Annotated in this window: 14 protein-coding genes; 9 read left to right on the top strand and 5 right to left on the bottom strand. The window is 37.4% G+C overall.

The genetic code is table 11. The features are described 5' to 3' along the window. Nucleotides 1–233: 233 nt before the first annotated feature. A complete protein-coding gene (locus tag K8089_RS12775) occupies nucleotides 234–797 on the bottom strand; it encodes a peptidoglycan-binding protein LysM (RefSeq protein ID WP_237603684.1) in 564 nt (187 codons plus the stop codon). A gap of 302 nt (nucleotides 798–1,099) precedes the next feature. Here K8089_RS12775 and gldJ point away from each other — a divergent pair, with 302 nt between their 5' ends. The 6 genes from gldJ (at nucleotide 1,100) to K8089_RS12805 (ending at nucleotide 6,968) form a co-directional block, all read left to right on the top strand. Next, the gene (gldJ, locus tag K8089_RS12780; protein WP_237603685.1) at nucleotides 1,100–2,761 is read left to right on the top strand and encodes a gliding motility lipoprotein GldJ; all 1,662 of its coding nucleotides are present in this window, start codon (nucleotides 1,100–1,102) and stop codon (nucleotides 2,759–2,761) included. Between the two features lie 92 nt (nucleotides 2,762–2,853). Further along, entirely contained in the window at nucleotides 2,854–3,408 is a 555-nt protein-coding gene (locus K8089_RS12785) for a nitroreductase family protein (protein ID WP_237603686.1), read from the top strand. 172 nt (nucleotides 3,409–3,580) lie between these two features. Then, on the top strand, nucleotides 3,581–3,949 hold the full coding sequence (locus K8089_RS12790) for a BlaI/MecI/CopY family transcriptional regulator (RefSeq protein WP_237603687.1): 369 nt from the start codon (nucleotides 3,581–3,583) through the stop codon (nucleotides 3,947–3,949). Beyond that, on the top strand, nucleotides 3,946–5,367 hold the full coding sequence (locus K8089_RS12795; protein ID WP_237603688.1) for a M56 family metallopeptidase: 1,422 nt from the start codon (nucleotides 3,946–3,948) through the stop codon (nucleotides 5,365–5,367). Before K8089_RS12790 ends, K8089_RS12795 begins: the two co-directional genes overlap by 4 nt. Beyond that, on the top strand, nucleotides 5,364–6,446 hold the full coding sequence (locus tag K8089_RS12800; protein WP_237603689.1) for a tetratricopeptide repeat protein: 1,083 nt from the start codon (nucleotides 5,364–5,366) through the stop codon (nucleotides 6,444–6,446). Before K8089_RS12795 ends, K8089_RS12800 begins: the two co-directional genes overlap by 4 nt. Before the next feature lie 42 nt (nucleotides 6,447–6,488). Further along, the gene (locus K8089_RS12805) at nucleotides 6,489–6,968 is read left to right on the top strand and encodes a hypothetical protein (RefSeq protein ID WP_237603690.1); all 480 of its coding nucleotides are present in this window, start codon (nucleotides 6,489–6,491) and stop codon (nucleotides 6,966–6,968) included. A gap of 1 nt (nucleotide 6,969) precedes the next feature. Here K8089_RS12805 and K8089_RS12810 read toward each other — a convergent pair whose 3' ends face one another. From K8089_RS12810 to K8089_RS12820, 3 genes are read right to left on the bottom strand one after another with little or no spacing between them, the layout of a single operon-like run. After that, nucleotides 6,970–7,848: a hypothetical protein gene (locus K8089_RS12810; protein WP_237603691.1), complete on the bottom strand. Its 879-nt coding sequence runs from the start codon at nucleotides 7,846–7,848 to the stop codon at nucleotides 6,970–6,972. 35 nt (nucleotides 7,849–7,883) lie between these two features. Beyond that, nucleotides 7,884–9,023, bottom strand: coding sequence for a glycosyltransferase family 2 protein (locus K8089_RS12815; RefSeq protein WP_237603692.1), 1,140 nt, complete (start codon nucleotides 9,021–9,023; stop codon nucleotides 7,884–7,886). Further along, the gene (locus K8089_RS12820) at nucleotides 9,020–9,976 is read right to left on the bottom strand and encodes a lysylphosphatidylglycerol synthase domain-containing protein (protein WP_237603693.1); all 957 of its coding nucleotides are present in this window, start codon (nucleotides 9,974–9,976) and stop codon (nucleotides 9,020–9,022) included. Before K8089_RS12820 ends, K8089_RS12815 begins: the two co-directional genes overlap by 4 nt. A gap of 43 nt (nucleotides 9,977–10,019) precedes the next feature. On the opposite strand from K8089_RS12820, the gene ruvC reads away from it, so the two are divergent. Then, complete coding sequence (ruvC, locus tag K8089_RS12825) at nucleotides 10,020–10,616, top strand: crossover junction endodeoxyribonuclease RuvC (RefSeq protein ID WP_237603694.1); 597 nt, start codon at nucleotides 10,020–10,022, stop codon at nucleotides 10,614–10,616. Between the two features lie 54 nt (nucleotides 10,617–10,670). Here ruvC and K8089_RS12830 read toward each other — a convergent pair whose 3' ends face one another. Continuing rightward, nucleotides 10,671–11,729: a transporter substrate-binding domain-containing protein gene (locus K8089_RS12830; protein ID WP_237603695.1), complete on the bottom strand. Its 1,059-nt coding sequence runs from the start codon at nucleotides 11,727–11,729 to the stop codon at nucleotides 10,671–10,673. A gap of 138 nt (nucleotides 11,730–11,867) precedes the next feature. Here K8089_RS12830 and hemW point away from each other — a divergent pair, with 138 nt between their 5' ends. Together hemW and K8089_RS12840 are read left to right on the top strand one after the other, a co-directional pair. Beyond that, entirely contained in the window at nucleotides 11,868–13,085 is a 1,218-nt protein-coding gene (gene hemW / locus K8089_RS12835; RefSeq protein WP_237603696.1) for a radical SAM family heme chaperone HemW, read from the top strand. Beyond that, nucleotides 13,085–13,843, top strand: coding sequence for a cyclase family protein (locus K8089_RS12840; RefSeq protein ID WP_237603697.1), 759 nt, complete (start codon nucleotides 13,085–13,087; stop codon nucleotides 13,841–13,843). The genes hemW and K8089_RS12840 overlap by 1 nt, the downstream gene beginning before the upstream one ends. Nucleotides 13,844–13,887: the final 44 nt, after the last annotated feature.

Below are 13,887 nucleotides of genomic sequence, written 5' to 3' on the forward strand. Positions count from 1 at the left end.
TTACTTTGTTTTGACACTGCAAATATAAAACGCATTGCAAGTTTAGTTTGTAGTTGAAACTGTAAGTGTGTGTAGTTAAATAACTACAAGGGAAAATCATTAAAATGAAAAGAATGCCGTTAACACACGGCCAAATGCCTATTAATAGGTGCACACCGGTCTATACAATAGTCCAACAAGCGATAGTTCTTCCTATTAAATTAGAGCGTGTAAGTAATTAAGTAGGGTAGAATTTATATTGCGGTTAAGGTATATGTCACCTTTTGGGTATAAATGCCAGCTGGTTTTCCCAGTATATCGGTAGAAGAGGATCTGGCTTGCGGAATTATATAATCTAAGTCGAGGTTTAATTTGCTGCCTCTGTCTGCTCCGGTAATCAAAACTTGATCTTGAGTTGACAATACTACGGGAGCAGAAACGCCGGTTAATTGTGAACTTTCATTCCTGCGTATAGTTAAGACGTCTACAGGAATTACATTAGATCCGTTTTCAAAGTTTTCTCCGTTTGCTTTTACCTTTAAGTCAAAAGGTTTGCTAAACGTAATGATTAAACTATTAGGAACCGTAGTTGTCTTTTCAGAATTGTAATCGCTTACATTATCGTATTGAAAATCTACCGTGCCACCATTGGCAACACTTCCAGGCTCTATTGAAAGTACATCAGCAAGTGTTAAGTTTATTGTTGTAGTGGCTTCTTGAGACCATATCGAATTAATTCCAAATAAAAAGAATATAAATACGAGCGCACTTATAGTTCTTCCTTTTTTATTTAAATATGGTAATACGTAGGTCTTCATTTCTGATTTGGGGGTGAAAATGAAATTCAAATATAAATTAAATTTTACATTTTACGAAATTTTTATGCACTTTATCCGAGATATTATGCATTTCGTCTATGATTTTCATGTTTTTACTACTTCAAATAGGATGTTTTTTGTTGGTTTAAAATCGATATCTAATTGGCTGTTAGTTAATTGCAGTATTTGCTCACGGCTCAGTAGAATTCGTGAAACAGCAGTTAATAAGTTAAAATGTTTAATGATTTGTTGAATGCCGAGATAATAATTATAATTTTGAAAATCCTAAATCAAAAGTTGAAATGCTCCGAATTTTTCTTGCTTTTATTTTACTTCTTTCAGTTTCTTGTTCTAATAAACGCGACTACAAAAACAGCTCACGGGCAACAGGTTGGAAAATGATTGGACGCGCCGGCGGTTCGGCAAGTAATTACTATACATCCAGTAAGGGACAGGAAACCGGTCCGGGTTTGGTTTTTATTGAAGGCGGTACTTACACCATGGGCCGCGTACAAGATGACCCTATTGCCGATTGGAATAATACCCCCAGTCAACAACACGTCATGTCTTTTTATATGGACGAATCTGAGGTTACCAACCTTATGTATTTAGAATATTTAGATTGGTTGAAACGCGTTTTTCCTCCAGATCAAGAGAACTATAAACATATACTTTCAAGTGCCGTACCAGATACGTTAGTGTGGCGAAACCCTTTGGGATTTAATGAAACGATGGTAGATAACTACCTGCGTCACCCAGCGTTTTCTGAATATCCAGTAGTGGGGGTTAGTTGGCTTCAGGCGGTAAACTTTAGCAAATGGAGAACAGATAGAGTGAATGAAAAATTACTGGAAGAAATAGACTTTACGGCCCGCGATGCGCGTTACCACGTTACCGGCGATCAATTGTTCTCAACACAAACTTACCTACAGGCACCCACCTTAACCTACGGAGGGAAAGATTCTATTTTAAGCGGCGGGAAACGTTCAGAAAAGTTACTAAAATTTAAAAAAGACAGCACTGCCGTAGGTGCAAAATACACCAATTTATATTTGCAGCGAACCGACGGCGTCTTCCTTCCCGCATACAGACTCCCTACTGAATCTGAATGGGAATACGCGGCCTTAGGCCTAAGCGGTATTAGAGAATACAACTCGCATCTAGGACGAAAAAAATATCCATGGAATGGTCAATACACCCGGTCGGGAAAACGCAAACTACGAGGCGATCAATTGGCAAACTTTAAGCAGTCTAAAGGCGACTATGGCGGTATTGCTGGCTGGAGTGACGACAATGCCGATATAACTGCGCAGGTTAAAAGCTACCCGCCTAACGACTTTGGTATTTACGATATGGCTGGCAACGTAGCAGAATGGGTTGCCGATGTCTATAGACCTACAATTGCCGATGATTACAACGACTTTAACTACTACCGCGGAAATGTCTATACCAAAGATTCAAGAAATCCCGATGGTAGCTTTAATATGGTAACTCCTACCACTATTATTTACGATACCTTACCCACTGGTAAATTGATGCCCCGACAATTACCAGGCGAGCTCGTACAAATACCCGTAGACGAAAATGAAACCTACCTCCGTACAAACTTCGATACGAGCGACAATCGAAATTATATAGATGGCGATTTGCGTTCCAGACGTAAAATGACTCAAAATTCTGTAGATCCTCGCCCCATGTATAATGCTCCAGTACATGAAGTTAGTATAGATAGTACTGGAAATGTACACCGCCAATACGATAAAAGCACCAACAGAACTACATTAATAAATAATAAAGTCCGCGTTTATAAAGGTGGCTCGTGGCGCGATCGCGAATATTGGTTAGATCCGGCACAAAGACGCTATTTGCCGCAATATATGGCTACAGATTATATTGGGTTTAGATGTGCCATGTCTCGAGTAGGCTCAAAAAGTATAACCGATAAAAAACCACGCCAGCAATAATATAAATGTGTTTTGAGTAAAATGCCACATTCCATTTAAATTGTTTGTTTTACAGACCACTTTTACTATCTTCACGTCCCAATTTAAAAGAAATGATTTCAAATACTATTAAGAGCCGTCGCGCGGTTTTTCCTGCACAATACAATAAAGAACCAATTGAAAAACAAGAAGTAGAAAAAATACTGGAAGCCGCAAACTGGGCACCCACACACAAACGTACCGAACCTTGGCGTTTCAAAGTGTTTCACGGGGTATCACAAGTTGGCCTCGGAAAATTTATGGCCGAAACCTACAAGCAAACCGCCGAAAACTTCTCCGAATTCACCTATAATAAATTTATGGACAATCCCGTAAAAGCAGGTTGTGTTCTGGCAATCTGTATGCAACGCGATCCAAAAGAAAGCATTCCCGAATGGGAAGAAATTGCCGCAACAGCCATGGCAGTTCAAAATATGTGGCTCACCGCCCACGATATGGGTATTGGCGCATATTGGGCATCTCCAAGCATTCTGAAATATTTAGATAAATTTATTCAAATGGAAGACGGAGAGCAGTGTTTAGGTTTTTTCTATTTAGGCAAATACGACGCCGAACTGCCCGAAGGAACAAGAAAAACTTCAATTGAAACAAAAACTGTTTGGATGTAAATACCAAAATCAATCCAATTCGTAAAATATAAACCTGACCGATCTTCCAAAATTAGTCAGGTTTTTTTTAATGAAAAACTTTAACAACTAATAAATTAGTTCAAACTAATTATTTAGTTATATTTGACAACCGACAACCGACAACCGACAACCGACAACCGACAACCAAACAATGAAACAACTAACAAAAGCGGAAGAAGACATAATGCAAATCCTTTGGGATTTAAAGGAAGCAAACGTCGCTGCAATTATAGAAAAGTTGCCCGAACCAAAACCTGCGTATAACACGGTTTCAACCATCGTTCGGATACTTGAAAGCAAAAATTTTGTCGATTACAGAAAAGAAGGTAGAGGTCATGTTTATTTTCCGAAAGTGAAAAAAACCGAATACAGCAATCAATACTTAAACAAAGTAATGGACGGCTATTTTCAAGGCTCCTTTAAAAGTATGGTTTCATTTTTTATGAAGAAAAACGATATCAGCATTCAGGAAATGGAAGCCATTATGAAAGAAATTAATTCTGAAAAATCTGAAAAATGATACATACAATATTTCAAATACTCGTTTTTCAAATACTGTTTTTAGCGATATACGACCTCTTTCTAAAAAATGAAACGTTTTTTAAACTAAACAGAATTTATCTGTTACTAACCCCAATTCTGGGCTGTATTTTACCATTCATCAGTTTAGATTTTTTGCAACAAACCATTCCGCAAGAATATGTTTTTCAGTTGCCAGCGGTTGTTATTGGTGCAAATACAGCAGAAACAATTTCAAGTGGAACTGGCTTTTGGCTCCCCAGTTTAACAAATGTTTGGTTGTTGGGAACTGTGTTCAGTATCTTACTTTTTGTGTGGAAATTTCACAAAATAATAAACTTAAAACCCAGTGAAACCATAAAAAATAGCGACGGATTTAAATTGAAGATGCTTCCAAATACCGATACCGCGTTTTCGTTTTTCAACACTATTTATTTAGGCGAAAATATTTCCGAAGCAAACAAAAATAACATTATTGCCCACGAAAAAATACACGTTAAACAAAAACACACTTTCGATCTGCTTTTCTTTGAATTTCTACGAATTATCTTTTGGTTCAATCCAATGGTTTACTTATTTCAAAACCGAATAACTACACTGCACGAATTTATTGCAGACGCAAAAGTTACCGCTCAAAAAAGCAAAACCGAATACTACCAAAACCTGCTTTCGGAAGTATTTCAAACCGAGAAAATTTCATACATCAATACATTTTTCAATCAATCAATAATCAAAAAACGAATTAGTATGTTACAAAAATCAAAATCGAGAAAAAGCGCGCAACTCAAGTATTTATTGTTGTTGCCAGTAATTTGCAGTATGCTGTTTTACGCTTCCTGCAGCAACGAACCAAAAGCTGAAGAAACACAAACCGTGCAACAATCAGACTCCGAAGTGATGAACAAAATCAACGAATTGGCCGAAGCCATTATGAAAAAAGGCGATATGACCCCCGAAGAGGAAAAAGCCTTAAAATTGCTTACTACCGAAGCACAACCCGGTGATAAAGTTTACAACTCTGTGGGAGAATATTTAGTTGATACTGAAGACCAAAATGAAACCGATGTGCCTTTTGCAGTTATCGATAAAGTGCCGGCTTATCCGGGTTGTTCGGCGGCCGATAATGAAGCGATGAAAAAATGTATGTCGCAGAATATTTCAAAATTTATAGCGGCCAATTTCAATACAAATCTCGGGAAAGAACTGAATCTTATAGGCAGACAACGCATCGCGGTTCAGTTTAAAATTGACAAAATCGGAAAAATAGTGAACATCCGTGCCCGCGCCCCAAAACCTGAACTTGAAGCCGAAGCCATTCGCGTAGTAAAACTACTTCCACAAATGCAACCCGGCGAGCAGAAAGGTGAAAAAGTTGGCGTGCTGTATTCTTTGCCAATTGTATTTGATGTGGTGGAATGAAAAAAATAATTTTATTCATTATTATTATCCTGTCTTTTAAAGCCGAAGCACAAAACGTTTCGGCTTTGAATATTTCACAAAAAACGGATAGTTTATACAGTTTGGCCAAAGCAAATGAGGCAATTGGAAATGTGTCAAAAGCACTTTATTATTATGAAAAAGCCAATTCAGAAGGCAAAGAAAACAAATCATTGAAATTCGATTATGCAAAACTCTTGGCGCAAGCATCAAAATTTGAAAAGGCAGATAGCATTCTTAAAAAACTGATTATACAATTTCCAAACAACCCAAATTATTTATACCAAAGGGTACTTTTAAAAGAAGCTCAAAATGATTCTACGGCAATTGAAGCATATCAAAAAGTATATCTTTTAGACTCAAATCATATCAATTCGCTCTATAAAATAGCGCGTTACTATATTGAAAACAGAAAATTTATAGAGGCGGAACCCTTTATTGATAAAGGATTGGCTAAAGATAGCAGCAGTGTTAGGTTTCTGTATTTGCTAGCTTTAAAACAATTTTACACCAAAGAATGCCACAACGCTATTTCAACATATACTAAATTAATTGGTCACGGGGAGAGCAATATTCAAATTCATGAAAATTTGGCTTCGTGTTATGCCTATACAAATCAATTTGAAAAATCATTGGATCAATACAGATTGTTATTTGAAAAATTTGATGACCAAAATCCCAAATGGCATATTGAAGCCGCCAAACGCTATCGAAGTTTAAACGATGCTGAAAATTCTGAGCATCATTTTAATATTGCCATTGGGCTGCAGGAAATTCCATTAGCGGAAAGTTATTTGGAAATGGCAAAACTCTACAAGTGGAAGCGCGATTATAAAGATGAAATGAAGGCGCTTAAAAGTGCGTTAATCAATAATCCAAACAACGAAATGGCACTGTATTCGCTGGCTGTAGCGGCCGATAATTATTTTGCCGATAAAGAAGTAGTGCTGCATTATTACGAAGATTACTTAAAAAAATACTCTGAAACGGGACGGATGCGAGAGCTTGCAAAACAGCGCGCAAACGATTTAATAAAAGAACTTCATTTTTCAAAGGATTAACTTTCAGTAAATTTGTACTTTTCAAGTTGAATTTTTTCTGAAATGACACAGCGACTGCTTTTTATTTTTCTTCTGTTACTGGCAACTTCCTGCCAGTTTTTTGAGACCGAAAAAGTTACTTCCGAAAAAATATTTAAAGAAGAAATTGAAGCGATAGATTGGAAAGAAGTAGACCGGTATCCGTCCTTTTCAAACTGCGAAAATACCTTGGAAAAGCCCGAACAAAAGGACTGTTTTATAAATACAATTAGTACGCATCTCTATAAATCCATCAGTCACGAAGATATTGTTGCCGTGCGCGAGGTGTACGATACGGTACGCGTAAATTTTGAAGTAAGCAGCAGCGGCCAACTCTACATACTCGAAATAAAAATGGATACACTTTTAAAGAAGGAATTTCCAGGCCTTGAAAACTGGATTATTCAAAGTATCGATTCGCTGCAACCTGTGGCACCAGCTTATAAACGCGGCATTCCCGTAAAAACTCGATTTACCCTGCCCGTAGTAATTCAGACCAATTAGCTTAAAAATTAAATTTATATCCAAGTGTTAAATCCAGTGGAAACTCTTTATTGCTGTCCACATTTAAACCCACGATATCGTTGTAATTAAAAGTGATGTAGCCATTGCCAACTTTGTAATCGACGCCAATTCCAAAAGTAAAGGGCGCGCTAAAATCAGAGCCAGATTCTTTATAAACCGTTGCCGCTCCCCCAAATGGAATGACCGTATATTCCCTACTCGAAAAAGTGAAGGCGGCAAACTTGGCATTTACAAAAGCATCAAATTTTTGAGTTTTTATAAATTTAAATCGATAGTTTAACGATAATTGCGACGCAGAATATTGATAGTCGCTGCTCTCAAAAGTTTGCTTAAAACGCAGTACCATTGCGTGCCTTTTTAGTTTTACGGCATCTATCAATTCAAAATCAATTCCAGCCACAGGTTGTAATTCGTTTGTGGGGTTTGCAGAAAAAACACTATTGCTCACCCCCGCAAAAGCCCCGAGCCGAAACTGCAAATCGACGGATGTTACACTTTCATTAAAATTAGGATCTTTTAGTTTGTTGTATTTCGTAAAAAAGGTGTGCAGACTCGGCAACGTCAAATTCACTTTTTCGGTTGAAACAACCGCATCGCTGGTTTGTCGTTTCAAAACTGCTTTGTATTCTTCTTGATAATCGCCGTTTTGTTTGGTGTTTTTAAGCGCTACAATCTCATCTCCTTTTTTTGAGAAATAGCGGTATTCGCCATCAATTGTATTCCAAAGCAGGGTTAAAGTACCTTCAACTTCAGTATTCAATGTGTAAGTTTGGCCATCAATTGTATATTGTTGCTGGGCTTGCAGCGTTCCCGCCATAAGCAAAAACAACAAAACAAAACTGGGGAGAAGCGATTTCATAAGGGCTTAATTTAAGTACGGCTAAGGTAAAAAATTTAATTTGTTTGTTTGACTTTTTTGAAGGTTCGCCCTTTCCACGAATACGTTCCGCTAAAGCTTCCAAAAACAACTGCCACCACTATTACGGCGTACAAAAAGGGTTGCCAAAGAAATTTCCAAAACGATATTTTTTCACCAAAAAACTGTGCAGATTGCCACACAACAACATAATCGGTTGTTATTTTGAAACAAAGCAATGCTAAATAAACAATGAAATTTTCAGAATCGAAAATGATAAATAAAGGAAGTACTAAAACTGAAATATTTACCAAAAAAACAAGCATTCCCAAAAGAAGTGAAATTGCGCTTTTCTGTTTTGAAGTTTTTGAAGCCCATCGAATTCGTTGATTAACCACATCTTTCCAACTTTTTTGTGGTTTGGTGATAACAATGGTTTCTTTCGATTTTAAAAACGAAACTTGCTTTGGAAATGCTTTTTTCATCTTTTCCAATAGAAAAATATCATCGCCGCTCGCAATGTGGTCGTTGCCCAAAAAACCATTCACTTTTAGAAAGGCATCTTTCCTATAAACCAAATTTGCGCCGTTGCTCAACAATGGATTTTTAAAACCGAAACTGCCAATAGTCACGGCTTGTAAACTAAAGCCGTCCAATTGCTGGAAATTTTCAATAAAACTTCCGTTAGCCTCGTAAATTACCGGTCCGCAAACCATCACTGGCTTTTCTTTTTGAATAAATGCATCAATGGTTTGCAACCAGGTTTTGGGAAGTTTGCAATCTGCGTCGGTTGTAACAATCCATTCAAATTGTGCATTTTTAATTGCTTCGGAAATAGCGTCCTTTTTAGGTGAATTTGAAACGCGTTTGTTTTGAAGAAGCTTGATTGAAAGCTTACTGCTTTTTAGTGTTTCAGAAATGATTGCTTCGGAAATATCTTCGGATGCATCGTTTACAAAAATGATTTCAAATATTTCAGAAGGATAATTAATTCCTTCGACTGATTTCAATAATTTCGGAAGGTTTTCAGCTTCGTTCCTAAAAGGAATTACAACACTAAAACGAGTTGCGGGATTTGTGTCTTTTGCAAAAAACAACGGCACTTTTTTAAAACCGTAAAACAATGCCATCATACATAAAAAATATGCGACAAAAAGTATTAAAAAGGCTGAAATCATCGCGTTGCAGGTTGATAGGTGAGTACGTAAAAACTACCTAAAACTGCGGGCAGTACAAAATTGAAAAGCCACATAGCTAGTACAGTCGATAGAACAATCAGTTCTGGAATTTCCACAAATGAAAACAGCCAAACCGCAACCCCGCCGCGGATTACAACATCAAAAATAAAAAGGGTGGGAAGAATGGAAACCAAAAAATACATTGCAAAAATTAGCGGCACTGCTTCGGAAAAGCTAATATTTCCTTCAAAAAACAACAATAGTCCGTAAAACATACTGCTGAAAATTAAATACCGAAATGCTGAAAAAAGCACCGTTTTAAATTTAATTTGAAACGGAATTCTTTTAAAAAAACGTGTGGTTTTCGCAATTGAAAATCCTTTTAATAGTAGCTCTTTTTCCTTAAAATAATACCCAATCACGAAAAGTAAAACCGCCCCAATTCCGAAAGATGCCAAAGTTGAAATAGAATAATTCACGTTGAAGTTTCGCAGTAAATACAGCACTCCAAAAAAACCAAATAGGGTTGTAACAAACATCTGCGCTCCGCCGGAAAGGAAGTTTAGCAACAGTATTTTCTTCCGCATTCTATTTTCAAAAAAGAGTGCCTTTGCACCGTATTCGCCAATGCGATTGGGCGTTGCCAACGAAACCGTTAGCGATGCCAAACTTTGTTTTAATGCAGATTTAAAAGTTATTTTTTCTACAGTTGAAACTAAGACTTTCCATTTTAAAATTTCAAAAAACCAATTTGCCGCGGCCAAACTTAAAAACAACAAAAGCAGGTAGCCAGAAATAATTCCTTTGGAGAAAACCGTAATTATAAAATCCTCCAAATTTACCGACGCATTATTTTTCAGTTTGTAAAAAACATAACCAAAAGTTACCGCAAGCACCAAAACTTTGGTGGCGGCAAGCAGATATTGTTTAGTTTTGCGAGGTACGGCAATCATCCTGCTAAAATACTAATTCCCGCAAAGGTGGAATCTCATCGCAATGGAAAACAAAACTGAAAAAATAATTTTAGGAATTGATCCCGGAACCACAATTATGGGTTTCGGACTTATAAAAGTGGCGCGAAAACAGATGCAATTTATACAACTGAACGAGTTGCAACTAAAAAAATACGACGACCATTACCTAAAACTAAAACTCATTTTTGAACGTACCATCGAGTTAATTGACACCCACAATCCAGACGAAATTGCGATTGAAGCGCCCTTCTTTGGGAAGAATGTTCAATCTATGTTAAAACTCGGAAGAGCGCAGGGAGTGGCAATGGCGGCGGGACTTTCGCGAGAAATTCCCATTACAGAATATTCTCCCAAAAAAATAAAAATGGCAATCACCGGTAACGGAAACGCCAGTAAAGAACAAGTGGCAAAAATGCTTCAAAGTCTATTAAGTTTAAAAGAACTCCCCAAAAATTTAGATAGCACCGATGGTTTGGCGGCAGCCGTTTGCCATTTCTACAATATGGGAAAAGTTGATGTTGGCAAAAGCTACACCGGCTGGGCGGCTTTTGTAAAACAGAATAGCTCCCGAGGCTCCAAAGGGGGAGTTGAGCGCGTAGATTTACGCAAAAAAAAATAACAAAAATATATTGAAGGAAAGCACAATAGTTCCTCTTTGTGGGCTAGGGGGCTTTTAATTCCTAGAAATCCAATCTTCCACAATATGTTGAATTTCTTTGGTGTCTTGTAAGTGAATTATCTCTAAATCAACTTTTCGTTTTAATTTGCTTCCAACCGGGAAAACAAAGCCGTAATACTGCGGTTCAATTTTCTTTTTACTTAAAACGTAATTTTCTTTTTCATTTTCAGCAAAAATATATTCCAACGGAATTTCATCATAAATAAGGGCATCTACTTTTTTGTTTAAAAGCATATCGTATCCTTCCGAAACTGTTTTTACAGGTATTGGCTGGCCATCTACGTTGCGCACCCTGTCCATAATTTTGTTATAATCGGGCACTGCCACTTTTTTGCCGTCTAGCTGCTGCATACTGGTAATGGTTTTGTTGTCGCGTGCCGTCAGGGAAAGCGTGGTGGCAATTCCGGCGACAAATGTTGTAGCCAGAATTAGCGAAATTATCATCCACGAGCCCATCACCACTCTACCCGCAGAAGTACGCGGGGCATAGTCGCCGTAACCAACAGTGGTCATCGTTACAATTGCCAACCAAATGCCAGAACCAATGCCTTGGTGTATATGCATTCCGTAATCTTCTTTGTATTTGCGCCCTTCAACCAACCAAAATAAAAAGCCAACAATAGTGAGAATTAAGAGTAGTCCAAACACCGCAAAAAGAAAAGTTTCTGAAAAAATAGGACTGGCTTTTTCCCAAATGGAGAGTTCTTGTACGGGAGCTAAAATTGCCATCTCGGTATTGTAATACGGTTGTGAAAACGAAATTTCCGCTGCCCGTTCTTCATTTATGGTAGTTGGTCCAAGTAAAATATCTATTTCGTTGTTTTTAGCAGCTTCAATTCCAGCCTCAACTGAAGCGTATTCCAGCAACGTATATTTAAGGTTGAGGTCGAATGCTATTTCTTTCCAAATATCAAACACAATTCCATCTTCACTTTCACCCTGAATTACGAACGGTGCCGAACCTGCGTAGCCCACTCGAATTTTTTTATCTTCGGTTTGTCCGACCAATAACAAAGAAAAAAATAAAAAGAGAATAGTTAAATAGCGATGCATGTTTTAATGATTTTTAATGAATTATAATTCTACTTTTAAAATGAAGAAGCTCAATTTCGGTAAAAATAATAACTAATTTTGAGGCATGGGAAGCTTTTGAAATTTTAAAGACGAAATGTTCTAAACAGAGTAAAGGATTTGGAAGAAAACAAGTATCAAAATATAGAAATCGACAATGCTCTTTTGGGAAGTGGAGGAGGGTTATACATCCACATCCCGTTCTGCAAACAGGCTTGCCATTACTGCGATTTTCACTTTTCAACTTCACTGAAGAAAAAGGGCGAATTGGTCAATGCCCTGTGCAAAGAATTGGTGCTGCGAAAAGATGAATTAAAAGGCGAGGTTGAAACTATTTATTTTGGTGGCGGAACACCCAGCTTGCTTTCTTCGGAAGAATTGCAGCAGATTTTTAAAACAATTCATAAAAACTATCAAGTTTCTAAAAACGCCGAAATAACGCTCGAAGCCAATCCAGATGATTTGATAAATGTCAGTCTGAGCGCAGTCGAAGACATTTCGGAGGCCAAATTAAAGTCATTAAAAGAAGCGGGTATTAACCGTCTCAGCATCGGAATCCAATCTTTTTTTGAAGAAGATTTAAAACTGATGAACCGCGCCCACAATGCAACCGAAGCCTTGGAATGCATAAAGGAAGCAAAGCAATATTTTGAAAATATAAGCATCGATTTAATTTACGGCATCCCCAAAATGACAAACGAACGCTGGAAAAAAAATCTTGAAATCGCATTGAATTTAGACGTGCCGCATCTTTCGTGTTACGCACTAACTGTTGAGCCAAAAACCGCTTTAAAAAAATTTATAGAGAAAGGCATCGTGCCTCCAGTAGATGAAGAGATGGCAAAACAGCATTACGAAATTTTACTCGCTGAAACTGAAAAAGCTGGTTTAGATAATTACGAGTTTTCAAATTTTGGAAAACCCGGCTTTCATTCTCGCAACAATACCGCTTATTGGGAAGGAAAACCCTACTTGGGCATTGGCCCGTCGGCACACGGCTACGACGGCAATTCGCGAAGCTGGAACGTAGCTAACAATACAAAATACATAAAATCTATTGAAGTTGGCGTGCTTCCTTTGGAAACCGAAAAACTTTCAAAAGAAGATAAATACAACGAATATATAATGACGGGCTTGCGCACTAAAAAAGGCGTTTCTTTGGAGAAAGTTGAAAGCGAATTCGGGAAAAATTATTCCGAGTATTTATTGAAACAAGCTGCAAATGCTCTAAAAAATGAACTTTTAATCCTTGAAAATCAAACTTTAAAAGTTTCAAAAAAAGGAAAGTTTTTAAGTGATGGCATTGCGGCAGATTTATTCTTAGTAAATTTAGATTGATGAAAACCACAATTCACCTTCAAAAAAAGACCGTTCAAGTAGATTTGTCTAAACCAATAGATATTTCAATTCCTTTGCAGGCTTCGGCGGAAAATCCATTGGCGTGGTACCAAAAGAAACCAATTATTGAGCCAGTAAAAATGGGGGATTGGGTAGGAAAAGTTGCCGAAGGTGGTTCAGTAAATTTCAACAATGTGTTTTTTAATCCGCACGCGCACGGCACGCATACCGAAGGTTACGGTCATATTTCGGAAGTCTTTTATTCGGTAAACGATGCCTTAAAAACCTTCTTTTTTTTAGCCGAAGTAATTTCCGTAAAACCCGAAAAAGTTGGCGAAGACGAAATCATTTCCAAAGAAAGTATTGCAAAAGCTTTAAATGGCAAAACACCCGAAGCGATTGTAATTAGAACACTTCCAAATTCAAATTCAAAAAAATCAAAACATTGGTCCAATACAAATTGGCCATTTCTTCACGAAAAAGCCGCTTTGTTTTTACGCGAAATTGGTGTGAAACACCTTTTAATAGACCTGCCCTCGGTCGATAAAGAAAAGGACGAAGGCAAACTTTTAGCGCACAAAGCATTTTGGAATTACCCAAAAAACCCACGCCAAAACGCCACAATTACTGAATTAATCTACGTTCCCGACACTGTAAAAGATGGCAGTTATTTGCTCAATCTTCAAATGGCTTCTTTTCACAACGATGCCTCGCCAAGTAAACCAGTACTTTATAAAATTGAATCCACTATTAAATAGAAATTGTCTTACTTTCAATGTCATAAAGTCCTAGGTCCTTTTCG

It is taken from the genome of Aequorivita vitellina, assembly GCF_022008365.1.
GTDB classification, from domain to species: domain Bacteria; phylum Bacteroidota; class Bacteroidia; order Flavobacteriales; family Flavobacteriaceae; genus Aequorivita; species Aequorivita vitellina.

Bases quoted from the DNA above. Each gene is read 5' to 3' on its own strand.
- K8089_RS12775 (WP_237603684.1), bottom strand. From the start codon at position 797: ATGAAGACCTACGTATTACCATATTTAAATAAAAAAGGAAGAACTATA.
- gldJ (WP_237603685.1), top strand. From the start codon at position 1,100: ATGCTCCGAATTTTTCTTGCTTTTATTTTACTTCTTTCAGTTTCTTGT.
- K8089_RS12785 (WP_237603686.1), top strand. From the start codon at position 2,854: ATGATTTCAAATACTATTAAGAGCCGTCGCGCGGTTTTTCCTGCACAA.
- K8089_RS12790 (WP_237603687.1), top strand. From the start codon at position 3,581: ATGAAACAACTAACAAAAGCGGAAGAAGACATAATGCAAATCCTTTGG.
- K8089_RS12795 (WP_237603688.1), top strand. From the start codon at position 3,946: ATGATACATACAATATTTCAAATACTCGTTTTTCAAATACTGTTTTTA.
- K8089_RS12800 (WP_237603689.1), top strand. From the start codon at position 5,364: ATGAAAAAAATAATTTTATTCATTATTATTATCCTGTCTTTTAAAGCC.
- K8089_RS12805 (WP_237603690.1), top strand. From the start codon at position 6,489: ATGACACAGCGACTGCTTTTTATTTTTCTTCTGTTACTGGCAACTTCC.
- K8089_RS12810 (WP_237603691.1), bottom strand. From the start codon at position 7,848: ATGAAATCGCTTCTCCCCAGTTTTGTTTTGTTGTTTTTGCTTATGGCG.
- K8089_RS12815 (WP_237603692.1), bottom strand. From the start codon at position 9,023: ATGATTTCAGCCTTTTTAATACTTTTTGTCGCATATTTTTTATGTATG.
- K8089_RS12820 (WP_237603693.1), bottom strand. From the start codon at position 9,976: ATGATTGCCGTACCTCGCAAAACTAAACAATATCTGCTTGCCGCCACC.
- ruvC (WP_237603694.1), top strand. From the start codon at position 10,020: ATGGAAAACAAAACTGAAAAAATAATTTTAGGAATTGATCCCGGAACC.
- K8089_RS12830 (WP_237603695.1), bottom strand. From the start codon at position 11,729: ATGCATCGCTATTTAACTATTCTCTTTTTATTTTTTTCTTTGTTATTG.
- K8089_RS12840 (WP_237603697.1), top strand. From the start codon at position 13,085: ATGAAAACCACAATTCACCTTCAAAAAAAGACCGTTCAAGTAGATTTG.